The organism is Odoribacter lunatus, from assembly GCF_943193135.1.
Lineage (GTDB): Bacteria > Bacteroidota > Bacteroidia > Bacteroidales > Marinifilaceae > Culturomica > Culturomica lunata.
The window spans coordinates 110,705-134,184 of the sequence record NZ_CALPCZ010000002.1 but is presented as its reverse complement, the minus strand read 5'-3'; the positions used below and the strand labels follow the sequence as shown (position 1 = coordinate 134,184).

General features: G+C 43.7%; 17 protein-coding genes and 1 pseudogene. 14 read left to right on the top strand and 4 right to left on the bottom strand.

Annotated elements, in window-relative coordinates; all coding sequences use genetic code 11:
• Positions 1–71 precede the first annotated feature (71 nt).
• Positions 72–1,400 (top strand): S28 family serine protease, encoded by a 1,329-nt coding sequence (locus NFR61_RS02045; protein ID WP_251620085.1) that lies wholly within the window; start codon positions 72–74, stop codon positions 1,398–1,400.
• Positions 1,401–1,417: 17 nt separating this feature from the next.
• On the opposite strand, the gene NFR61_RS02040 is transcribed toward NFR61_RS02045, so the two are convergent.
• Positions 1,418–2,656: a 3-deoxy-D-manno-octulosonic acid transferase gene (locus NFR61_RS02040; RefSeq protein WP_251620083.1), complete on the bottom strand. Its 1,239-nt coding sequence runs from the start codon at positions 2,654–2,656 to the stop codon at positions 1,418–1,420.
• A gap of 195 nt (positions 2,657–2,851) precedes the next feature.
• Between NFR61_RS02040 and metK the strand changes: the two are divergent.
• Positions 2,852–4,132 (top strand): annotated as a pseudogene (gene metK / locus NFR61_RS02035) (methionine adenosyltransferase); the annotation flags it as partial.
• Positions 4,133–4,298: 166 nt separating this feature from the next.
• Here the strand turns inward: metK and NFR61_RS02030 are convergent.
• Positions 4,299–5,006: a zinc metallopeptidase gene (locus tag NFR61_RS02030; RefSeq protein ID WP_251620081.1), complete on the bottom strand. Its 708-nt coding sequence runs from the start codon at positions 5,004–5,006 to the stop codon at positions 4,299–4,301.
• A 235-nt stretch (positions 5,007–5,241) separates the two neighbouring features.
• Here NFR61_RS02030 and NFR61_RS02025 point away from each other — a divergent pair, with 235 nt between their 5' ends.
• The 12 genes from NFR61_RS02025 (at position 5,242) to NFR61_RS01970 (ending at position 20,886) form a co-directional block, all read left to right on the top strand.
• The gene (locus NFR61_RS02025; protein WP_251620080.1) at positions 5,242–7,398 is read left to right on the top strand and encodes an elongation factor G; all 2,157 of its coding nucleotides are present in this window, start codon (positions 5,242–5,244) and stop codon (positions 7,396–7,398) included.
• 82 nt (positions 7,399–7,480) lie between these two features.
• A complete protein-coding gene (locus tag NFR61_RS02020; RefSeq protein ID WP_251620079.1) occupies positions 7,481–8,185 on the top strand; it encodes a 16S rRNA (uracil(1498)-N(3))-methyltransferase in 705 nt (234 codons plus the stop codon).
• A 5-nt stretch (positions 8,186–8,190) separates the two neighbouring features.
• Complete coding sequence (locus tag NFR61_RS02015; protein WP_251620078.1) at positions 8,191–8,859, top strand: DUF4159 domain-containing protein; 669 nt, start codon at positions 8,191–8,193, stop codon at positions 8,857–8,859.
• A gap of 287 nt (positions 8,860–9,146) precedes the next feature.
• The gene (gene clpB / locus NFR61_RS02010; RefSeq protein WP_251620185.1) at positions 9,147–11,738 is read left to right on the top strand and encodes an ATP-dependent chaperone ClpB; all 2,592 of its coding nucleotides are present in this window, start codon (positions 9,147–9,149) and stop codon (positions 11,736–11,738) included.
• 695 nt (positions 11,739–12,433) lie between these two features.
• Entirely contained in the window at positions 12,434–12,700 is a 267-nt protein-coding gene (locus NFR61_RS02005; RefSeq protein ID WP_251620077.1) for a helix-turn-helix domain-containing protein, read from the top strand.
• Between the two features lie 85 nt (positions 12,701–12,785).
• Positions 12,786–13,769: a sensor histidine kinase gene (locus NFR61_RS02000; protein WP_251620075.1), complete on the top strand. Its 984-nt coding sequence runs from the start codon at positions 12,786–12,788 to the stop codon at positions 13,767–13,769.
• The gene (locus NFR61_RS01995; protein WP_251620074.1) at positions 13,750–14,496 is read left to right on the top strand and encodes a LytR/AlgR family response regulator transcription factor; all 747 of its coding nucleotides are present in this window, start codon (positions 13,750–13,752) and stop codon (positions 14,494–14,496) included. The genes NFR61_RS02000 and NFR61_RS01995 overlap by 20 nt, the downstream gene beginning before the upstream one ends.
• Before the next feature lie 376 nt (positions 14,497–14,872).
• Positions 14,873–15,823 (top strand): bifunctional helix-turn-helix transcriptional regulator/GNAT family N-acetyltransferase, encoded by a 951-nt coding sequence (locus NFR61_RS01990; RefSeq protein ID WP_251620073.1) that lies wholly within the window; start codon positions 14,873–14,875, stop codon positions 15,821–15,823.
• Between the two features lie 119 nt (positions 15,824–15,942).
• Entirely contained in the window at positions 15,943–16,176 is a 234-nt protein-coding gene (locus NFR61_RS01985) for a cupin domain-containing protein (protein WP_251620072.1), read from the top strand.
• 288 nt (positions 16,177–16,464) lie between these two features.
• Positions 16,465–19,551: an efflux RND transporter permease subunit gene (locus NFR61_RS01980; protein WP_251620071.1), complete on the top strand. Its 3,087-nt coding sequence runs from the start codon at positions 16,465–16,467 to the stop codon at positions 19,549–19,551.
• Positions 19,552–19,992: 441 nt separating this feature from the next.
• A complete protein-coding gene (locus tag NFR61_RS01975) occupies positions 19,993–20,499 on the top strand; it encodes a hypothetical protein (RefSeq protein ID WP_251620070.1) in 507 nt (168 codons plus the stop codon).
• A 54-nt stretch (positions 20,500–20,553) separates the two neighbouring features.
• Positions 20,554–20,886, top strand: coding sequence for a tRNA-binding protein (locus NFR61_RS01970; RefSeq protein ID WP_251620069.1), 333 nt, complete (start codon positions 20,554–20,556; stop codon positions 20,884–20,886).
• 390 nt (positions 20,887–21,276) lie between these two features.
• On the opposite strand, the gene mgrA is transcribed toward NFR61_RS01970, so the two are convergent.
• Together mgrA and NFR61_RS01960 are read right to left on the bottom strand one after the other, a co-directional pair.
• The gene (gene mgrA, locus NFR61_RS01965) at positions 21,277–22,269 is read right to left on the bottom strand and encodes an L-glyceraldehyde 3-phosphate reductase (RefSeq protein WP_251620068.1); all 993 of its coding nucleotides are present in this window, start codon (positions 22,267–22,269) and stop codon (positions 21,277–21,279) included.
• Positions 22,270–22,281: 12 nt separating this feature from the next.
• Complete coding sequence (locus NFR61_RS01960; RefSeq protein ID WP_251620183.1) at positions 22,282–23,469, bottom strand: anaerobic sulfatase maturase; 1,188 nt, start codon at positions 23,467–23,469, stop codon at positions 22,282–22,284.
• Positions 23,470–23,480 lie beyond the last annotated feature (11 nt).

Below are 23,480 nucleotides of genomic sequence, written 5' to 3'. Positions count from 1 at the left end.
GTGGCACTGACTTCTTTCCTTTGTCCGCATTTTTTCCTACCTTGCAGGCGAAACGGAAAATGTTTTGGATTATGAAAAAATGTCTGGGTCTATTAGCCATTTTATGCTTGTTTGCAGGAACCGTATTTGCCGGTGACGGGGTGTTGGAAAAACTGAAACAGATACCGAAAGTCAGTGACGTGAAGGAGAAGAAGGTGGAGCCTTTCGGAGAATATTATGAATTTTGGTTTGAGCAGCCGATAGATCATGAAAATCCTTCCGGCGGGACTTTTAAGCAAAAGGTTTTATTAGGACATAAAAGAGAAAAGGCTCCCGTTATTGTGGAATTGGAAGGATACAGCATCTGGACCGAAAAAGAGGGAGAATTAGCCGGGCTACTAAAAGGGAATCAGCTGACGATAGAGCACCGTTTTTTTGACAGAAGCGTACCGGAAGGTGAAATTCCCTGGAAGTATCTGACTATAAAACAAGCAGCTGCCGACCAGCATGAAATTATACAAGCCCTGAAGACAAACCTTTATCCGCAGTCGAAATGGATAACGACAGGTATCAGCAAGGGCGGACAGACAACGATATTTCATCGTTACTTCTATCCGGAAGACGTGGATGTCAGCGTACCTTATGTGGCACCATTAAACCTGAAAGAAACAGATCCCCGCATTGAGCGTTTTCTCAGCAAAGTCGGAAGCGTAAAGAAAGGATTCGGCAATCTGTTTTTCGGCAACGGGGATGCACAGGAAAATTGCTTTTACCGTGTCCGGGATTTTCAATTGAATTGCTTCAAACATATCGACGAACTATTACCTCTTTTCGAGAAATATTCAGCGGAACATGCATACACTTATACGAAAGTCGGGAGCCTGAAGCGGACACTGGAACTGGTTATTCTAGAATTTCAATTCGCTTTCTGGCAGTGGGGACATGAATGCGGAAATATCCCCCAGGAAGAAGATGAATTGGAATCCGTATTTGATTATTTAGTGAAAGTATCTTCCCCTTCCTTTTTTGACGATACCGAAATCGTCAAAATGTATCCGTTCTTTTATGCGGCATTAACAGAAATAGGCATGTATGAATACAACGTGCGGCCTTTCCGAAAATACATGGACGAGAAAGACAACATCGGATTCGATTTTGCTTTCCCGGAGAATGCGGAACGCAAACCGTTTGATGAAGCACAGATGGAGGCTATCAACCACTGGCTGCAAACCGATGCGGAAAAAATGCTTTTTATTTATGGTGGCAAAGCCCCATGGGGAGCTACAGCGGTTGATTTAAAAAATAACGATAAGTGCAGCAAATATGTACGGGGAGACATGGGGCACCAATGCAGAATAAAACATTTTGAAGAAATTACCAAAATGGATATTCTTGATACCCTGAAAGATTGGCTAAAATAAACTCCGGATGTGCCTGTTTATGTTTGCGAAGTTGTTGTCAAACAACGCATAATAACATCCGTCGCACCCAATTGACTGTTTACAAACTTCAAGGCTTGAGAGCCCGCTGTTTCCATAATTGCGGGATTTTGTATCAGCGTATCCAGTGTTTCCTTTAATTCTTCTCCTGTATGAATACTGAAAGCACCCCCTTCCTGTATGAGACTGACAGCTTCCTTAAATTTCTGATAACGGGGACCAAACACAACAGGCATGCCGTATACTGCCGCTTCAAGTGTATTGTGAATACCGGCACCGAATCCTCCCCCGATATAAGCTGCTTTCCCATACCTGTACACAGACGATAGCAATCCGATGCAATCAATAAGCAATATATCCGCATCGGCCCAGTCGGCAGTTTCTTCTGAATAACGGACAGCTTTTTTATGACATTTGTTTAGAATATTCTTAACATGACTTTCGCCGATTTCATGCGGAGCAATAATCCATTTGAAACGACTGCTATCCCGGTTAATATACTCCAGCAACAGGTCCTCGTCCGGCGGCCAGGTACTGCCGCACACTATCGCCGGTTGCCCATTGAGGAACTTTTCGACGATTTCAATATTCCGGGCTTCATCCGCAATCTGTTTCACCCGGTCAAAACGGGTATCCCCCGTCTGCTCAAATGCTTCAATATGAATAGAAGAAAGCAACCGGGCAGATTCGCTGTCCTGAATAAAAAGGCGGGTGAAAAACCGCAACATTTGCCGGTGAAGTCCCCCCCACCACTTAAAGAAAGGCTGCTCTTTCCGGAAAATAGCGGAAATCAAATACACCGGAATTTGCCGCAGATGCAGTTGTTTTAAATAGTGGTACCAATATTCATATTTAATAAACACAGCGGCATCCGGTCGCACCAATTCGACAAACCGCCGGGCATGCCGAGGCGTGTCGGAAGGCAAATAATAAATATAATCGGCCCCTTGATAATTCTTTCGTATTTCATAACCGGACGGAGAGAAAAAGGTCAATATAATCTTGGTATCGGGTCGGGATTTTTTCAATGCCTCCATGACAGGGCGCCCCTGTTCAAACTCTCCGAGAGAAGCGGCATGAAACCACACCAAGCGAGCATCCCCCCGTTCCATCGAACGTATTTTCGTCCAAATACCCTTACGTCCTTTTATCCAAAGGGAAGCCTTTTCATTAAAAGATGCCGCAAGACGTATGGCAAACGTGTAAAGTAAAATACCGATATTATAAAAGAAAACCATATCTGATAAAAAAAATAAACGTAATCAATTGAAGGCAAAATTAATTAATTCTCCTATCTTTGCGCAGTTTTAAGTGGAAAGATTTGGCTGATTGCAACCACGGAAAAAAATTGCTAAAACGCATTACTTCTGAATACAACCATCCAGCACTTTTCCATAGTATTAATTAAATTAAAATCCAAATTCAATTAAATTATGGGATACTTATTTACTTCGGAATCCGTATCGGAGGGACACCCTGACAAAGTAGCCGATCAGATTTCAGATGCTGTGCTTGACCGGATTCTGGCTTTTGATCCGGAAGCAAAAGTCGCTTGCGAGACATTGGTAACCACAGGACAAACAATCGTTGCAGGCGAAATAAAAACCAAAACCTACGTAGATGTACAACAAATAGCCCGTGAAGTAATCAATGAAATCGGCTATACCAAAAGCGAATACATGTTTGACGGCAACAGTTGCGGTGTGCTGTGCGCCATTCACGAACAATCACCCGACATTAACCGGGGCGTAGTGCGCGAAGACCCCATGGAACAGGGAGCTGGCGACCAGGGGATGATGTTCGGGTATGCTTGCAATGAAACCGATAATTACATGCCTTTGTCGTTGGAACTGGCACACCTGCTCCTGCAGGAACTGGCACAAATCCGTAAAGAAGGACAATTGATGAATTACCTGCGTCCCGATTCCAAATCGCAGGTAACCGTTGAATACGGAGATGACGGCAAACCGCACCGGATTCATACCATTGTTATTTCCACGCAGCACGACGAATTTATCCAGTCGGCAAACGAAACACCGGAAGCCCAGTTGAAAGCAGACAAAGCCATGGTAGAATGGATTAAAAAAGACATTATCGATATTTTATTACCCCGGGTAAAAGCTAAATTGCCGAAACGGGCACAGGCATTGTTTGACAAAAACTTAATCCTGCATGTCAATCCTACCGGAAAATTCGTTATCGGGGGACCTCATGGAGACACCGGATTAACGGGACGTAAAATCATCGTAGACACATACGGAGGTAAGGGAGCCCACGGCGGTGGGGCATTTTCAGGAAAAGACCCTTCCAAAGTAGACCGTTCGGCTGCGTATGCTGCCCGACACATTGCTAAAAACATCGTAGCCGCCGGTGTAGCGGATGAGATTTTGATACAAATCTCCTATGCTATCGGGATAGCCCGTCCTGTCGGAGTATACATAAACACATACGGAACGGCGAAAGTAGAACTTAGTGACCCGGAAATAGCCGCTAAAATAAAAGACATCTTCGACTTGCGGCCAAAAGCCATCGAAGAGCGTTTGAAACTTCGCAATCCCATTTATCAGGAAACAGCAAGTTACGGACATATGGGGCGAAAACCGCAGATTGTAAAAAAAGCCTACACATCAAGCTATTGGCCTGCGGTTGAAAAAGAAGTAGAACTCTTTACCTGGGAAAAACTTGATTATGTAGACACCATCAAAAAAGTGTTCAAGCCGTTCAAGCAAAAACCGATACAACCGCAACCAGAGGAACAAACCGTTCCGCAAAAACCGGAAGAACAAAGCGAGATTCCAAGTCAGGAATAATGCTAATAACAAAAAGCTCCTTGGATTTCACCTTCAAGGAGCTTTTTTTAAGAACAAAATCCACCCTTCTTTAATCCCGCCTGCCTAAATAAATCATTATATAATAAAGCAATGTCGCCAACGAAGACAAAGCAGCAATAACATACGTATAGGCAGCCCATTTCAACGCATCAAAAGCAAACCCTTGCGTCTGGTAATTGGTAATACCAGAATTTCTCAACCAAGCCAAAGCCCTGTGGCTGGCATCTATTTCAACAGGCAGCGTGATAAAACTAAACAAAGTCATAATACCGAAAAGTACAATACCCGCCAGCAATAAGCCGGGAAAACTGTTCACAAGAATAATACCTGCCAGCAAAACCCATTGCACCCAGTGGGAAGCAAATTCTACAGCCGGCACCAAAGCAGAACGCAACTTCAGCATACTGTATGCCTTCGCGTGCTGAATAGCATGTCCCGTCTCATGGGCAGCAACCGCGGCAGCAGCGATACTGTTACCGTAATACACCTCCCGGCTAAGATTAATCGTTTTATTAACCGGATTATAATGGTCGGTAAGTTGGCCTTCCACACTACCAATCTTCACTCCCGTTATACCGTTATCCCGAAGCATCTTTTCGACTACATCCCGCCCCGTCATACCGTTGTCGGTCGGAATTTTTGAATATTTTGCAAAACGGCTCTTTAATTGACTACTGATAAGCCAGCTGACAAGGGTAAATCCGATAAAAATAACCCAGATCCACATATTCCCTGCAAATAATGATGAATGTTCCATAATTTAAAGACTTAATATTACTTTATAAGCAACAATACAAAAAGCATACCATCTCTTTTATATATACGTCCCGGCTTACTTTAGCGGCGATAGTTTTAGCGAATTTTAACAATCACGCAATTATTTTGCTTCTTTATGATACTTATTATTGTTTTTGTGAAAAATAGTACCTAATTTGTGAACTGTTTTTAAAACGTTTGAAACGCGTAATTTTACTAATTAAAACCTAATTACCATGAAAACCTACAGTCCAAGTGAAATCAAAAATATCGCGCTCGTGGGTAGCGCCGGTTCCGGGAAAACCACGCTGGCGGAAGCAATGATGTATGAAGGCGGGGTCATCCCACGCAGAGGCAGCGTAAGTGCTAAAAATACCGCCTCCGATTATCGGCCTGTGGAACAGGAATACGGTTCATCCGTCTTTCCGGCAGTATTGTATGCCGAATGGAAGAATCAGAAACTGAACTTTATCGACACCCCGGGAGCCGATGATTTCGTCGGAGGTGTTATCTCTGCGCTCAATGTAGCGGACACGGCAGTCATGGTAGTCAATGCAGTAAAAGGAATAGAAGTCGGCACGGAAATCATCAGCCGTCATGCCAAGAAATTGAACAAACCGATAATCTTCATCGTCAATCAATTAGACCACGAAAAAGCCAACTTCGAGCAGACAATAGAACATGCCAAAGCGTCATTCGGGAAAAAAGTGGTATTAGTGCAATACCCCGTTAATCAGGGAACCGGATTCAACATGGTCGTAGACGTATTGAAGATGGAAATGTACAAATGGAAACCGGAGGGAGGAAAACCCGACGTATTGCCTATTCCGGAAGAAGAAAAAGAAAAAGCGGACGAACTGCACAACGCATTGATAGAAGCAGCTGCCGAGAATGACGATAAATTAATGGAATTATACTTTGAAAAAGGGAGCCTCACCGAAGACGAAATGAGAGCGGGAATCAGAGCGGGATTGATAAAACGGGACATGTTCCCCGTTTTCTGCGTATCTGCCGAAAAAGACATGTGTGTACGGAGATTCATGGAATTCCTGGTAAACGTTGCCCCCAATGCAGCCGCCATGCCGGGAACGGAAACAATAGACGGCACAACGGTGCCTTACGATGAAAACGGAGCGGCTTCCATCTTTGTATTCTCAACTTCCATCGAACCGCATTTAGGAGATATAAACTATTTCAAAGTCATGTCCGGCACCCTGAAAGAAGGAGACGACCTGACCAACATGACAAACGAAAACAAAGAGCGCATCAGCCAGCTATTTGCCGTAGCAGGCAAAAACCGCATGAAAGTTTCCGAATTAAAAGCCGGAGACATCGGAGCCACCGTAAAACTGAAAGCCACCCGTAACGGAGATACATTGAACGCAAAAGACTGCACTTATAAATTTCCTCTGATAAAATACCCCGAACCCCGATTCAGAACAGCCGTTCGGGCGGTAAACAAAGGAGATGACGAAAAAATGGCGGAAGTATTAAACCGGATGCACGAAGAAGACCCCTCTTTGCTGGTGGAATACTCCAAAGAACTAAAACAATTGATACTTTCCGGACAGGGTGAATTTCATCTGAACACCATGAAATGGCGTATCGAACACAATGATAAAGTAGCAATCGAATTTGTAGTACCGAAAATTCCTTACCGGGAAACCATCACGAAATTCGCACAGGCGGAATACCGTCATAAAAAACAATCGGGAGGAGCCGGCCAATTCGGCGAAGTGCACATGGTCATCGAGCCCTATACGGAAGGCATGCCCGAACCGACCTCCTATAAAATCGGTGGCGTAGACAGCAAAATGTCCGTCAAAGGAAAAGAAGAATATGACTTGCCGTGGGGCGGAAAACTAATCTTCTATAACTGCATCGTGGGCGGAGTCATCGAAGCACGTTTCATGCCCGCCATATTGAAAGGCATCATGGAAAAAATGGAAGAAGGCCCCTTGACAGGCTCCTATGCCAGAGACATTCGGGTATGTATCTATGACGGGAAAATGCACCCCGTAGACTCCAACGAAATCTCCTTCCGCCTAGCGGGACGCCACGCATTCAGCGAAGCCTTCAAAAACGCAGGGCCGAAAGTATTGGAACCGATTTACGACGTCGAAGTACTTGTGCCCGAAGAAGACATGGGCGACGTCATGAGCGACTTACAGACACGGCGCGCAATCATCATGGGCATGGACAGCGACAACGGATTCCAGAAAATCATGGCAAAAGTCCCCTTAAAGGAAATGCAGCGGTATTCCACCGCATTAAGCTCTATTACCGGAGGACGTGCCACCTTCAGTATGAAATTCGCCGGATACGAAAAAGTACCGGGTGAAATACAGGAAGAACTGTTGAGCAGCTACAAAGAATCCGATGACGATGAATAACCCCGTCGGATGTTAATATAAAAATGCCGCTTGCCAGCGGCATTTTTTATTTATACCTTTGGACGGAAATAAACAAACAGGCATGCACTTATTTTACACACCTGACATTACGGGCGACAATTATACGCTCAATCCGGAAGAATCGAAACACTGCGTGCGGGTATTGAGACTACAAGAAGGAGACGAAATATCCCTGATAGACGGACAGGGGGGATTTTATACAGGACGCATCATCCGGGCTGAAGCAAAAGGGTGTGAGGTTAAAATAATTTCCAGAACGAAACAATACGGCAAACGCCCTTTCCGTTTGCACATAGCGGTTGCTCCCACCAAAAACATCGACCGCACCGAGTGGATGCTGGAAAAATGCACGGAAATAGGAACAGATGAATTTACCTTAATAAATTCGGCACATTCGGAACGGAAAATCGTAAAAGAAGAACGCCTGGAAAAAGTCATCATCGCTGCCGTAAAACAATCGTTAAAAGCCTATGTACCCCGCTTGCAGCCGATGACGGACTTCAAACAATTCATAACATCCGTAAAAGAAGAGCAGAAATACATCGCCCATTGTCATCCCGGAGAGAAAAAACATTTGAGCGAAATATATACTCCCGGCACGAACGCAGTCATTCTCATCGGACCGGAAGGAGATTTCTCGGAAGAAGAGGTTAAATGGGCATTAGAAGCCGGTTTCGTTCCCATCACACTGGGCGAAAGTCGTTTAAGAACCGAAACAGCGGGAGTAGTTGCCTGCCATAGTATAAACTTTATCAATAAAGTATAATCATCATGGAAAACATATTGAAAATCATATTGGTACTCGCCTTATTTTTAATCGTACCGCGCTGGATGTGGGGACAGGATACGAAAGTAAAAATCGCCTTGTTGAAATACAAAGGAGGCGGCGACTGGTACGCCAACCCCACCTCCCTGCCCAACCTGATTAAATTCTGCAATAAAAACCTGCAAACGGACTTGGCTGCCGAGCCCGTAACAGTCGAACCCGGCAACCGGGACATATTCAATTACCCCTTTATACACATGACCGGACACGGGAATGTGGTATTTACTCCCGTAGAAGTACAAAACCTGCGGGAATACCTCCTTGCCGGAGGATTTCTGCATGCGGACGACAACTACGGTTTAGACCAGTCCTTCCGGAGAGAAATAAAAAAGATATTTCCGGACGACGAACTGATTGAACTGCCATGGGACCATCCCATCTTCAATCAAAAATACAAATTTCAGGAAGGATTGCCTAAAATTCACGAACACGATGCCAAACGTCCGCAAGCATTCGGCATTATCAAAGACGGCCGCCTGGTCGTATTGTATACATATGAAACAGACCTGGGAGACGGTTGGGAAGACCCGGAAGTACACAAAGACCCCGCAATAAAACATGAACAGGCATTAGAAATGGGGGCAAACATCATTTCCTACGTATTCATGAACTGATAAGAACATTCAAAAATCTCCAAGCGGACTTCGTATCGTGAAATTAAACTCTCTGAAGTAGGCGTATACTTCATCCGCTTGGGGACCATAGATAAACAAATTTAAAAAAAATTACCCATATATCGATACATTTCGGAAACGAAACAGAATCCATGTCATTTTGTCGCTCATCTTTTATTAATTATGTCAAATTGACAAGAAACAGATAAAAAAGCCCTTGAAACATTTTCCGGAGGAGGACGGTATACATTTTGTTTACTTCCAGCCATAGAAAGGAGAATGTAATGATGAACATGGACAACTACACAATCAAATCACAGGAAGCATTGCAAAAAGCAGTGCAGAATGCACAAAGCAAAGGTCAGCAGGCAATCGAAACCGGGCATTTGCTAAAAGCAGTCATGGAAGTGGGAGAAAATGTTACACAATTTATCTTTAACAAATTAGGTGTAAACCTCCCTGCGCTTTCCTCGGCATTAGACAAAATAATAGATACCTATCCGAAAGTCTCCGGTGCAGACGTATACCTGTCACAGGACACCAATAAAGTATTGGAAAAAGCCGCCCGTCTGGCAAGTGAGATGGGAGATCAGTATATTTCACTGGAACATATCCTGTTGGGACTGTTGGACGGCAAAGACCAGACAGCCCAGTTAATGAAAGACAGCGGCATGTCGGAAAAAGAAACCCGTGCCGCCATCAGCGAACTGCGAAAAGGCTCGAAAGTCAATTCCCAATCCGCTGAATCCACCTACGACTCACTCGGACGCTTTGCGGTCAATCTGAACGAACGGGCGCGCAACGGCAAACTCGATCCCGTCATCGGGAGAGACGACGAAATCCGGCGTGTATTGCAGATATTATCCCGACGCACCAAAAACAACCCCATACTAATCGGGGAGCCCGGTGTCGGGAAAACCGCCATTGCAGAAGGATTAGCACAACGAATCGTAAACGGGGACGTACCCTCCGACTTAACCTCCAAACAGATATACTCTTTGGACATGGGAGCCTTAATCGCCGGAGCAAAATACAAAGGAGAATTTGAAGAACGGTTGAAAGCCGTCGTTAATGAAGTCATCTCCTCCGACGGAGAAATCATCCTCTTCATAGATGAAATCCATACACTCGTCGGTGCGGGCAAATCGGACGGAGCCATGGACGCCGCCAACATCCTCAAACCGGCACTGGCAAGAGGAGATTTAAGAGCCATCGGAGCAACCACTCTGAACGAATACCAAAAATATTTCGAGCAGGACAAAGCCCTTGAACGCCGTTTCCAGAAAGTCATGATAAACGAACCGGACGTCATGAGCGCAATCAGCATCATGCGGGGATTAAAAGAACGCTACGAAAACCACCACAAAGTGAGAATCACCGATGATGCCATCATCGCCTCCGTAGAATTATCGCATCGCTACATATCCGACCGGTTCCTGCCGGACAAAGCCATCGACTTAGTCGATGAAGCGGCTGCGCGGTTACGTTTGGAAATGAACTCCGTACCGGAAGAAATCGACGAACTGGACCGTAAAATACAGCAACTGCAAATAGAGAAAGAGGCCCTAAAGCGGGAAGGAAGCAGCCAAAAGCTCGATAGCATAAACAAAGAACTGGCAGATCTGAACGAAGAACGTACAAAACTGCGTGCTCGCTGGGAATCCGAGCGCGCCGTCATCGACGAACTGCAAAAAGAAAAGGCAGCAATAGAACAGTACAAATTTGAAGCTGCCGGAGCGGAACGCGACGGCGATTACGGAAAAGTGGCAGAACTGCGTTACGGCAAAATAAAAGAAGCGGAAGAACACATCGAAGTGCTGAAACAAAAACTGGCCGAACGCAAAAGCGGTGAATCCCTGATACGGGAAGAAGTCACAGCCGACGACATCGCGGCAGTCGTATCGCGGTGGACAGGCATACCCGTCAATCGGATGATGCAGAGCGAACGGCAAAAACTGCTTTCTCTGGAACAGCAACTCCACCGGCGTGTCGTCGGACAGGACGTTGCCATCGCAGCACTGGCGGACGCCGTACGTCGCAATCGGGCGGGATTACAGGACGCCAAACGTCCCATCGGATCATTCATTTTCCTGGGAACAACCGGCGTTGGGAAAACCGAATTGGCAAAAGCCCTGGCAGAATTTCTGTTTGACGACGAAAGCCAGATGACCCGTATCGACATGTCGGAATACCAAGAGCGGCACTCCGTCTCCCGACTCATAGGAGCGCCTCCGGGATACGTCGGATATGACGAAGGCGGACAATTGACAGAAGCCGTGCGGCGGAAACCCTACTCCGTCATCCTGCTGGATGAAATAGAAAAAGCGCATCCAGACGTATTCAACATACTCTTACAGGTATTGGACGACGGACGATTAACCGACAACAAAGGACGGGTCGTAGACTTCAAAAACACCATTATCATCATGACATCCAACATCGGGGCACACATCATACAGGAAAAACTCAAAGACCTGAATGACAAAAACCGGGATGACGTATTGGAAAAAACAAACACCGAAGTATACGAACTATTGAAACAGACCATCCGACCCGAATTTCTCAACCGGATAGACGAAGTCATCATGTTCACACCATTACAAAAATCGGAAATCGTGGATATTGTCCGCTTGCAGATAAACAGCGTAAACAAAATGCTGTCGGACAACGGCATCGTACTGGAGGTTACGGACAAAGCCGTCGAATGGATAGCCGGAGAAGGATACGACCCGCAATTCGGCGCCCGACCGGTAAAACGAATCATCCAGCGGGTATTGCTGAACGACTTATCCAAACAAATACTGTCGGAGCAAGTAACCAAAGACAACCACATAGAAATAGACATCAAGGATAATCAGCTCGTATTCCGAAACAAATAAACTTTTGGTTTTATTGTATATAGACCAAGCGTGGGTAACTGTTTATTTTCTTACGGGTGTTTTGGTGATACCTCGGAACGGGGTACATATTTTGAAGTAATTGTCTGATACTCAGATTTAGTTGTGTAGGATTTTGAGTGATTGTTCCCAAGCTTTATTCTATCGCCCTGTGTCTGTTCGGTTGTTGAAACTAAGAACAGATTTTCGTTAGATTTGTAGGGAAGTCATCACGACTCCAAGGTGAGAATAGCAGTTGTCCGCAGATTTTTAGAAGTTCAAAGCGAACCCTAATATAACCTTTGTAACAAAACCGAATCATACTGTCTTAATTCAATGCAAATTACAAATTATTATTGTTAATCCCCCTATCCATAGGGAGAAAAATAGTCGGTAATATCTTGTTTCCTAAAATTGTCATTGGCAACCCTTTGTTTTGAAGTGAAAAGAATCTCATATTTCGCATAAATGTGAAATAATTGTCGTATATTTGCGTTATAATAGAAAACAAGATATTATGAGTGAGTAGAACTACTCCTATTGGATCAGACAGAGAACTGTACACTCTATGAAGATGATGCATTAAGTGGATACGTCCTAACGTTGCAGCGTTTAGAGGAACTGCTTAAGGAGGGTGTAGCTGATGGAAGTGTTATTATCACGGAAAATGAGATTGAAACAGATAAAACATTTGATATATGAAACAGGCAAAAACTTCTCTACGGGAGTTATTAAGTGATATCACACCTGAAGAAAGGGCTGAAGCTCGGCTTTCATTTCAGATTTCCAACCGGCTTGACTCTCTGATGCGGGAAAAAGGGCTTACAAAGAAGCAGCTTGCCGATGCCATAGGCAAACGTCCGAGCGAGATTACCCGTTGGTTGAGTGGTGAACATAATTTCACTGTATCAACACTCGCAATGCTGTCTTCATTCTTCGGCCAGCCGATAATAACTGTGGGATAATATTGCCAAATCGGTAAGTTTAATAGTGAAAGAAGTAGATTTATACAAAAGTCAGAAACATAGGATTGCTATAAGTTTCTTATGCATGTTCTTCATCACATATCCGAATGTGATGTGGATACCTTGGAATGTAGCTAATCTCCAATCTGGTTCTCAATTATCATTCTGGGGGTCTTTTATCTTTCGTTGTGTATTTTTCTTCATTCTATTCTACTTTCAGATTGGCTATAATATCAAACAAATAAATAATAGTGGATTTGTAGGGCGTTTTGGCAAAAATATTCTGTACTCATTTATTGCCGGAGTATTATTTCTTACAATTTCATATCTTGTTCCGTTATTTGGAATTCAGTCTGGTACAGTAGCGAAGCACCTGACTTTTCAATTTCTTGTTGTCAGCCTACTTTGTACGTTCATTGGTTATATAGCCGATCTCAATAACGTAAAAAGACAAAAGGAAAAACTTATAGAGCAGTTGAAAATAGAAAGCCTACAAAGTCGATACGATGCACTTGCAAATCAAATTAATCCACACTTCTTCTTCAATTCGTTAGGTGCGATTTCTTCTCTTGTCAGGAAAGGAAATGATGAGGTTACGCTTGAATATGTTGCACAACTTTCAGATATATTCCGATACATTCTCCATAGCGACCGTAGGCAGTTAGTTTCACTTATTGAAGAAATCAATTTTGTAGATGTGTTCTCACACGTCATGGAAGTACGTTTCGGTGGTAAACTCTATTATAACCTCCATATCGATGCTCGATATAAGGAGTACAAACTCCCGGTGCTTTCATTGCTACCTCTATTGGAAAATATAACCGGTCATAACCGTATTGACTCCGACCATAAGATGAATGTTGATATATTTACAACAGCCGACGGGAATCTTATTGTAGAAAACGCGATTTGCCCTAAGAGTTCTCCAGTTCACTCTACTGGGACCGGACTTGAAAATCTCCGTAACCGCTTTCGTCTTTTATGTGGCAATGAGATTAAGGTCGAAAGCGATGACAAAATATTCAGAGTAATTCTACCGTTGAAAAAATATGAGAGTTTTGATTGTTGAAGATGAAACTGCTGCTGTAGATAATCTGGAATATCTGCTTTACAAGGTTGACCGTGCTATTGAAATAGCAGCGGTCACCGAAAGTGTAGAACAGACACAGCAATGGCTTATGCAGAACCACGCAGATTTGATTTTTATGGACATTCATCTCTCTGATGGCTCTGCCTTCTCTTTATTTGATCATATCGAAGTCTCCACTCCGATAATTTTTACTACAGCCTACGACCAATATGCCCTCGATGCCTTCAAGGTCAACAGCATCGACTATCTCCTGAAACCGATAAAGCAGACGGATCTCGAACGAGCCTTTGAAAAGTTCAAACGACTTACCGCCTCTGACCTAAACAGCTATATATTCCGTATAAATCAACTAACAGAGAAGCCTAAGTACCAATCCCGTATTCTTGTTGCTATAAAGGATAAAATCATCCCGCTTGCAGTAGAAGATATTGCCTGCATTTATTCCACTGACCGCAAGACGGAAATAATCACCACTGCAGAAACCTCTTATATATACAACAAGCCATTGGATACGATGATTAAAAATCTTGACCCGACGCTCTTTTTTCGCGCCAACAAGCAGTTCATAATCAATCGCAACCAAATTGCCGACATAACTGTTTGGTTTGATAGCCGTCTGCGCTTACGTCTCACGGCCGAGACTCCCGAAGAAATTTATATTGCAAAGAATCGCGCGAGTGAATTCAAGTCGTGGCTCACTAAATAAAAATTGTAACAACTTGGCTCTCTACTGGATGACCAACTGCGCATAATCATCCATTAGACAATATTACGGCAATTCCTATACTCTCCCTCCGATGGGTAAAGTGAATGTTCCAACCGCTATCGCACGGTTCCCGAAAGATATTTTACCTGTACCTAAGCCGTGGATTGACCGCAATTACCCACTTGTCCAGTTCTCGGAGATGCCCTACGGCGGACATTTTACCGCCATGGAAGCTCCAGAACCTTTCGCCTTTGCACTGAGAGGGTTTATTACAAAACTACGATGACGAAATATTGATGTTTTTTTAATTAATTTTGTCAGATCAGAAATTTTCACTAATTTTGCGTAATCGATTACGCAACTAATTACATCATATATGATATTCTTTGATAAATCCGGTATAATGGCGATGGGCAGCAGACTTCGCTGGCTTGCTGATGAAATTACACGCGAGGCTACCGAAATCTATAAATTATATGGCATTGATATAAAGCCTAAATGGTTCCCGGTACTGTTTATGCTTTTAGATGGCTCGGATTGTAGTATTACCGGAATTGCAAAGGCTATCGGACAGAGCCATCCTTCGGTAAGTAATATTGTTAAGGAGCTGAAAAACGCAGGATTTGTGACTGATGGCAAATCTGATGAGGATCGCAGAACGACAATCATAGCTCTGACTGAAAAAGGAGTGGATTTGAAAGATAGACTTATCCAAGTCTGCAAGGATGTAGAAAGTGTTGTCAGGACGATAGAGATACGGTCATCTGATAAACTTTGGCTGGCTCTTGACAACTGGGAAAAAGCTTTGGCAGAGAAGTCGCTACTGAAAAGAGTACAAGACTTGAAAGCCCTGAGAGATAAAAGAGTTGTAGAAATTGTAGACTATCGGCCGGAATATTTTATGACATTCAAGAGGCTGAATATAATGTGGATAAACAGCCACTGGTCGCTTGAACCGCATGACCTCGAAGTGCTTAATGACCCTGACAGTTCGATACTTTCAAAAGGGGGACACATCTTTGTGGCACTTGTCAATGGTGAGCCGATGGGTGTCGTAGCCCTATGTAGAATGGAAGGTACAGAGTATGATTTTGAGCTTGCAAAGCTGGCCGTAGATCCAGAGGCTCGCGGACTCGGGGTTGGTGAGAAGATGTGTCGTGCTACGCTTGAATTTGCCCGAAAATCGGGTGCCAGGAAAATATTCCTTGAAAGCAATACACTTTTAAAGCCCGCAATCAATCTCTACCGTAAACTTGGTTTTAAAGAACTTGAAGAATATCATCCAGCTTACGAGCGTGGTGACATACAAATGGAATTAACATTATAACAAATAACAAAATTGCTATGCAGAAAATCGTAGTAAAACGAGAGGATGCCCTGAAGCGAGTGTTCAAGGGTGTCAACCTTGATTCCCTTGCTGTCGGCGAGAAATCGATGGTCACAAAAATGAATTACGTGAAAGGCAATTACGCTACAACCCATCACCACCCTCACGAGCAGTGCGGATATGTGATTTCCGGTCAATACCGTCTGATAGTGGAGACTGAGCCGCGAATTGATGTTATCCTGACTGCCGGAGATTCATACGCTATCCCGGGCAACACACCTCACTCCTTTGAGGTGCTTGAAGGAGGTGAAGTGGTGGATGTCTTCACTCCTCAACGCGAGGATTATCTTTAACTATACAATCCGTAAGTTAGTGTTATGGTCTATCATTAGCCGATGATAGACCATAACGCTTTATAAAAAAGACTATGAAATCTTTCCTCCTTTTCGACGTCTCCGCAGAATATTTGATAATTCATAAGCTCGACAATAATTCTCCAATTCCAGCCGGAACAATGATTTATTCATCAGCTCGACATATAGTCCTAGATTCGCTTTAAGGTATGCGTTTTTCGTGATAGTACACCATCAGTCTCGGTATGGGCGTCTATGACGTATTTTTGCTGTAAAATTTTTTCAGCAATGAGTATAAAGACTTTTATCGACCGACCGGTGTTGTCCTGTGTTCTGTCTGTGTTTATAGTTTTACTTGGCACAATCGGACTTTCACGCCTTCCGATGGAGCAGTTTCCTGAAATAGCTCCTCCGACCGTACGTGTATCTGCAACTTATACAGGTGCAAATGCCGAGACCTTACAACGCTCGGTCATTGCGCCACTCGAAGAAGCGATAAACGGAGTGGAAGGTATCAACTACATGACATCTTCGGCAAATAACAATGGTCAGGCTACCGTAACCATATATTTCCGACAAGGCACAGATTCTGATATGGCAGCCGTGAACGTACAGAACCGTATTGCGCAGGCTCAGGGACTGTTACCGGCAGAGGTCGTCCAATCTGGTGTGAACGTACGCAAAAGCCAGAACAGTACGGCAAAGATTGTGGCTCTTTATAGTCCGGACGACAGATATGACCAGAAATTCATCTTTAATTATTTTAAGATAAACATAGAGCCTCGCCTTGCACGAGTCCCGGGCGTGGGAGATATTACTTTGTTTGGCTCCGACTATTCATTGCGCATATGGCTGAAGCCGGAGAAAATGGCTGTGCATGGTTTAGTCCCGGCAGATATTGAGGAGGTACTTGCCGAGCAGAATATTGAAATCCCTACCGGAACACTCGGTGCAGATGGAGAAAATACATTCCAATACGCTTTGAAATATCGTGGACGCTATGAGACTGAGGATGAGTTCAAGCAATTGGTAATCCGCTCTACGCCTGATGGCGGTGTGCTGAGATTGGGCGATGTCGCAGATGTTGAACTTGGTCAACTCAGCTACTCTGTCAAAAATGAACTTTCAGGGCATCCGGGAACAAACTGCATGATAGCCCAGATGCCCGGAAGCAATGCAAATGAACTTGTCGAAAAAATAGACAAAGTGATAAAAAGTGCAGCGGAGAAACTGCCCGAAGGGCTTGAGCTGGTTGACCTCATGAGTGTAAAGAGTTTCATGGATGCGTCTATCTCAAATGTGCTTCACACACTCATAGAAGCCATCGTGCTGGTGATACTCGTTGTTATGCTGTTTTTGCAAAATTTCCGTTCATCCCTTATTCCCGGTATTGCAATTATTGTATCGCTGGTAGGAACTCTTGCTTTTCTATATTTTGCAGGTTTCTCTCTAAATATGCTTACTCTTTTTGCATTGGTTTTGGTCATAGGCACTGTAGTTGATGATGCCATCGTAGTTGTGGAGGCAGTTCAGTCACAGTTCGATACCGGTGAAAAATCTCCCTATCAAGCAACCGTGAAAGGTATGGCCGGTATATCGCGCCCCTTAATCACCACCTCCCTCGTATTTATGGCGGTCTTTGTCCCGGTATGCTTCATTGAAGGAGCGGTTGGTATTTTTTACAGACAGTTTGGACTGACAATGGCGGTTGCCGTACTTATATCGACCTTCAATGCCATGACTTTGAGTCCGGCTCTATGTGTGATTATCATGAAACCGGCCGACGAGACTGGTAAATTTACCAAGGCATTCAATGCTGCCTTTAACGCTATCGGACGTAAATATCAATCCTCTTTATCCGTGCTTTTTCGGCATAAATGGATTGTAATCGGATTTATTATATTGGCAATTGGCTCTTTTGCTATTTTATTATCGATTACTAAAACTGGACTGGTGCCGGATGAGGATACTGGTACTGTAGTAGTGGATATTCAGGCCGCTCCGGGTACATCTAAAGCACGTACTGAACAGATAATGGCTGAGGTTGAGGGAAAAATCTCAGATATTCCACAATTTCAGATATACTCAAAGTCGATTGGCATGGGAATGTTAGGTGGACAAGGGGCCTCTAATGGAACCTTTATTATTAGGCTGAAACCGTGGGAACAAAGGAAAGGTAAGGCTGATGACAATAAGTCGGTAATTGCTGAGATCTATCGCAGGCTTTCAGATATAAAGGATGCGAGAATTATGTCTTTCGCACAGCCTATAATAGCCGGATATGGTGTAACTAACGGTTTTGAGGTACATATTCAGGATTTTTCAGACAAGTCGGTTAAGGATCTTGAAAATGTCACACAGGAGTTTATATCGGAACTCACTAAACGGCCTGAGATTGCAAGAGCCCAGACCTCATTCAATTCAAATTACCCTCAATATAAGATTGAGGTTGATGCCGCCATGTGTAAGCGGAATGGGATTTCACCCGTTGATGTTCTAAGAACACTTGGAGCGTACGTAGGCGGTTCATATTCTTCCAATATAAATAGATTTTCAAAGCTTTACAGGGTAATGCTTCAGGCTCCGGCAGAAAGCCGATTAAGCGAAGAATCTCTGCGTAACATTTTTGTCCGCAATAAATCCGGACAAATGTCACCGATTTCAAACTATGTTACATTGACAAGAATTTATGGAGCTGAAAATCTGACTCATTTTAATTTGTTCCAGTCGATTGCCATAAATGGAGCACCTGCCGATGGATATAGTTCCGGACAAGCCATAAAAGCCATTGAGGAGGTTGCAAAGGAAACATTGCCGAGTGGATACGGATATGAATTCGGAGCAATGACACGTGAGGAAGCTGAAACTGGTAACAGTTCAACATGGGTGTTCATAATCTGTGTGATATTCATATACCTTATACTGGCTGCGCTTTATGAGAGTGTGACAATACCATTTGCTGTAATTCTATCAGTGCCCTTCGGTCTCACCGGTAGTTTCCTCCTTGCTTGGATATTTGGGTTGGAAAACAACATTTATATGCAGACCGGGGTTATTATGCTCATTGGTCTTCTTGCAAAAACAGCAATCCTTATCACCGAATATGCAGTTGAAGCCCGACGAAACGGTCATGATATAAAAACTTCAGCACTATTGGCTGCCAAGCATCGTCTGAGACCAATTATTATGACTTCAGCGACAATGATACTTGGATTACTTCCAATGATATTTGCTTCCGGAGTAGGCTCAAATGGATCAAAATCCCTCGCAATAGGTGTTATCGGTGGCATGTTCCTCGGCACAATCGCATTACTGTTTATTACTCCCGCACTATATATAATGCTTTCAAAAGGAAATGTTGTCTCAAAATGTTAATTCTGAAAATATAACTTACATAGACATTCTTGTGACTGACAACCTTGTCTCAAGGTCATTATAAGGGAATTTGTTTCCAACTTCCCATTCAACTTTCTATCCGTGTATAGTGCCGATATTGAAGCGGGAGAGATTGACAGAATAGATATGATATCGCCGTGATGATCATCGGAGAACTGAAATTAGGATGAACAATTCCAGACGTTAGTATATCGGTTCATCTCAACTTGATTGTTAAAATCCCATAAATTTTTTGTAACTTTGTGGTCGGGTTGATCCAAGTCAGTTCACGACATTTTGAAATAAGAAGCGGTATGCTCTCTTGTGATTGTGAACGTAGGAAATTCATCAAGGACTGTTGATATATATAGAATAAGCACTCGCGCAAACCTGCATATAAGAAAGGCAGCTAAAATCTGATAGAATATAAAAACAACGACAATGAAAATAAAACCTCAATTAGTACTCTCTTCTATGATGGGCTTACTGTTCTCTGCTTGCAATGTCTCCAATCAAACGTCAGGCCGTGTCGCCGATGACGGAGTCACAAAGTTTGGCGATGGTGTTGATTCCATAAAAGTTGAAGTGTCAACTAAGGTTGGCGGAACACGTAGTATTATTCTGAAAGAGAACGCCGATGCTGTGGCGCGTTTTGAAAATAAACCTGACAGTACACTGTCCTCTTCGACAACAGAAGAATTAATTGGACTTGCCGACTCTCTGTTTGTGGAGAAGAACCGTGAGATAATTCTGTCTCAGGAGGATGCCGAAGGACGCACCGGTTATCCCATTTTCACTGTATCTCTCTATAAAGACGGTCAAGGGGAAACTACACGCTACGACATGGGAACCCAAGAGGGAAATATAACTCACTGTACAACCTGCGATATCCATTACAGTCCTGAATTCCGGCATTTCTTGTCTAAGGTGTTTGAAATATTAAATTGAAGATCAACAGTCACTTAGTCATTCTCGTTTAATATTAAATAATTCAGAAATAATATGGAAATAACAATTGAAGATTTTGACAAGGTTGAAATGCGTGCAGGCACTGTCATCGCAGTTGACATAAATAAACGAGCGCGTAAGCCCGCATATAAGGTCACCGTTGACCTTGGCGAAGAGATTGGAGTAAAGACTACTTCGGCTCAGATAACCGACTTATACACACCTGAATCGCTGATAGGCAAACAGGTTATCTGCTGTGTCAACCTTCCGTCAATGCACATCGGTTCCGTGAAAAGCGAAGTACGTATCCTCGGAACAGAAACAAACGGAACATGTGTTCTACTTCAACCGTCAATGCCCGTAAATAACGGTGATAAAGTATTCTAAGAAATTCCTATTGTCGACTGTCAGAGTATGTGTTGCGGAATATCTTATGCTCTGATACACTAAAAAGATAATCCAGAAATATTATAGCGTCATAACGCAATGGGGCTGTGTCAAAATTGTGAAGTGCACCCCAAAAGTTTGTTGTCTAACTTTTGGGGTGCACTTCATTTAGATACATCCGGCTTAATGACCAAACACGTTATTTTTAAACCTATCGTTTTGCTACCGAAAACCTATCATTTTTACCTCAAAAACGATAGGTTTTTGACATGAAAATGATAGGTTTTTAAAAAGGGGGATTTATTAGCCGAAAAAAAGCACAAAAGAATTTGTTCCCGCCAATAGCGGCAAAAAAACAGATACAGACAGGTTGCTGCAAATTGCAGCAACCTATTTTGTAATTAAATCTATTTCTTTGAGTTCTTCATCGGTAAAAACGGGACTTTTCAGTGCTTTCAAATTGTTTTGTAACTGCCTGACAGAACTAGCGCCGATGATGACACTAGATACCCGACGGTCTTTCAGAAGCCAAGCAATTGCCATCTCTGCCAAACTTTGCCCCCGCTGCCGAGCGATTGCGTTTAGTCGGCGCGCTTGGTTTATTTTTTCCTCCGTGACTTGTTCCGGTTTCAAAAATCCGGTAGCTTTCGCAGCACGCGAGTCGGCCGGGATGCCGTTCAGATAACGATCGGTCAGCAAGCCCTGGGCTAAAGGAGAGAAAGCTATCATCCCGAGATGGTTGGCTCCAATGGTATCCAATAACCCGTTTTCTACGTTCCGGTCAAAAAGGGAATAGCGGTCCTGATGAATGAGACAAGGGGTACCGTATTGCTTTAACAGAGCAAGAGCCGTTTGTGTCTGCTCCGAATTGTATTTAGACAGCCCGATATAAAGGGCTTTTCCTTGTCTGACGATGTCGCTCAATGCCTGCATGGTCTCTTCCATCGGGGTGTCGGGGTCGGGACGATGTGAATAGAAAATATCAACATATTCTACCCCCATCCGCTTTAAACTCTGGTCGATACTGGCCATGAGATGCTTGCGGCTTCCCCAGCTTCCGTAAGGTCCCGGCCACATGTCGTGCCCCGCCTTGGTGGAGATAATCAATTCATCCCTATAAGTTGCCAGCCCCTTTTTCAATATACGCCCGAAATTTTCTTCGGCGGAACCGGGTAAAGGTCCGTAATTGTTGGCTAAATCGAAGTGGGTAATGCCGTTGTCAAAAGCAGTGAAGGCAATTTGACTGTAATTTTCAAAAGAATCCACACTCCCGAAATTGTGCCACAATCCAAGTGAAAGCGACGGAAGCAGTAATCCGCTTTGGCCGCAACGGCAATAAGGCATGTTTTCGTAACGGGTGGTTTCAGCCTGATAGGTTTCCATAAGAGCAATAAATTATAGTTTTACATGCATGATATTGGCGGGTGGGCGCCGATATTTCAATTCATTTGCCATAAACTCAAAATGTTTACGGGTATGCTCAAAGAACATCCGAAAACCTTCGCAAAGGCAGGAGATATATTCCCCATCCCGATTTACTGCAATCCTGTTCTTGGGACAATCTCCCCCGCAGGCTTGCAGGTAAGGACAGCTTTTGCATTGGCGGGAAAGGCTGTCTTGCTTAGTTTGTTCAAAAAAGAGCTGCCGGTCGCTTTTGGCCATTTCGGCAATATTTGTTTCAAAGATATTGCCTAATTTATACTCCGGAAATACAAAATGGTCACAACAATAAACGTCTCCGTTGTGCTCAATGGCAAGCGAACAGCCGCAATAAGGTGCCATGGAGCAAAGGCTGGGCGCTTGTCCCGCATAAGCCGCTAATGTATTGTCGAAATAATTGACAAAATGAGTGCCGACATCTTTTTTCACCCATATATCAAAAATCCGGCAGAGGAAGTTCCCCCAGTCGGCAGCACTGACATTTTCCTGCATGACGGCGGCGGCTTTGGCATACCGGTTGTCTACAATTGAGAGTGCCTCCGTATCATCCAATGCGATACGTTCAACGATAGGAGTAAATTGCATATAGCGGCTGCCGATACTTTTCAGAAATTCGTACACGGCTGCCGGTTCCTTACTGTTGGAAGCATTGACCACCGACATGGTATTGAATTCCACCCCGTGTTTGCAGAAAATCCGGGCGCATTCGACCACCTTTTCCCAAGACCCCTGACCGTTGGGATAACGTCGGTAACGGTCGTGGAATTTTTGGGGGCCATCGATGGAAAGTCCGCACAGGAAGCCGTTTTCAGAAAGGAATTCCGCCCATTCATCGTTAATAAGCGTTCCGTTTGTCTGGAGTGAATTTAATATCTTCTTCCCGTTTGCATATTTTTTTTGCAGGGCCACAGCTTTCCGGAAATAATCAAGCCCCAATAAAGTGGGTTCTCCTCCATGCCATACAAATTCGATTTCTTCTTGCGGTTGAGAAATTATATAATCCCGGATAAGTTTCTCCAATACCTCTTCATTCATCCGAAAAGAAGACAAATTGAATTTTTTATCGGGATAGAGTGCGTTTTTTTCGATATAATAGCAGTAATCACAATCCAAATTACATACCGGCCCGACGGTTTTTATCATTACCGTAAAGC

Bases quoted from the DNA above. Each gene is read 5' to 3' on its own strand.
- NFR61_RS02045 (WP_251620085.1), top strand. From the start codon at position 72: ATGAAAAAATGTCTGGGTCTATTAGCCATTTTATGCTTGTTTGCAGGA.
- NFR61_RS02040 (WP_251620083.1), bottom strand. From the start codon at position 2,656: ATGGTTTTCTTTTATAATATCGGTATTTTACTTTACACGTTTGCCATA.
- NFR61_RS02030 (WP_251620081.1), bottom strand. From the start codon at position 5,006: ATGGAACATTCATCATTATTTGCAGGGAATATGTGGATCTGGGTTATT.
- NFR61_RS02025 (WP_251620080.1), top strand. From the start codon at position 5,242: ATGAAAACCTACAGTCCAAGTGAAATCAAAAATATCGCGCTCGTGGGT.
- NFR61_RS02020 (WP_251620079.1), top strand. From the start codon at position 7,481: ATGCACTTATTTTACACACCTGACATTACGGGCGACAATTATACGCTC.
- NFR61_RS02015 (WP_251620078.1), top strand. From the start codon at position 8,191: ATGGAAAACATATTGAAAATCATATTGGTACTCGCCTTATTTTTAATC.
- clpB (WP_251620185.1), top strand. From the start codon at position 9,147: ATGAACATGGACAACTACACAATCAAATCACAGGAAGCATTGCAAAAA.
- NFR61_RS02005 (WP_251620077.1), top strand. From the start codon at position 12,434: ATGAAACAGGCAAAAACTTCTCTACGGGAGTTATTAAGTGATATCACA.
- NFR61_RS02000 (WP_251620075.1), top strand. From the start codon at position 12,786: ATGTTCTTCATCACATATCCGAATGTGATGTGGATACCTTGGAATGTA.
- NFR61_RS01995 (WP_251620074.1), top strand. From the start codon at position 13,750: ATGAGAGTTTTGATTGTTGAAGATGAAACTGCTGCTGTAGATAATCTG.
- NFR61_RS01990 (WP_251620073.1), top strand. From the start codon at position 14,873: ATGATATTCTTTGATAAATCCGGTATAATGGCGATGGGCAGCAGACTT.
- NFR61_RS01985 (WP_251620072.1), top strand. From the start codon at position 15,943: ATGAATTACGTGAAAGGCAATTACGCTACAACCCATCACCACCCTCAC.
- NFR61_RS01980 (WP_251620071.1), top strand. From the start codon at position 16,465: ATGAGTATAAAGACTTTTATCGACCGACCGGTGTTGTCCTGTGTTCTG.
- NFR61_RS01975 (WP_251620070.1), top strand. From the start codon at position 19,993: ATGAAAATAAAACCTCAATTAGTACTCTCTTCTATGATGGGCTTACTG.
- NFR61_RS01970 (WP_251620069.1), top strand. From the start codon at position 20,554: ATGGAAATAACAATTGAAGATTTTGACAAGGTTGAAATGCGTGCAGGC.
- mgrA (WP_251620068.1), bottom strand. From the start codon at position 22,269: ATGGAAACCTATCAGGCTGAAACCACCCGTTACGAAAACATGCCTTAT.
- NFR61_RS01960 (WP_251620183.1), bottom strand. From the start codon at position 23,469: ATGATAAAAACCGTCGGGCCGGTATGTAATTTGGATTGTGATTACTGC.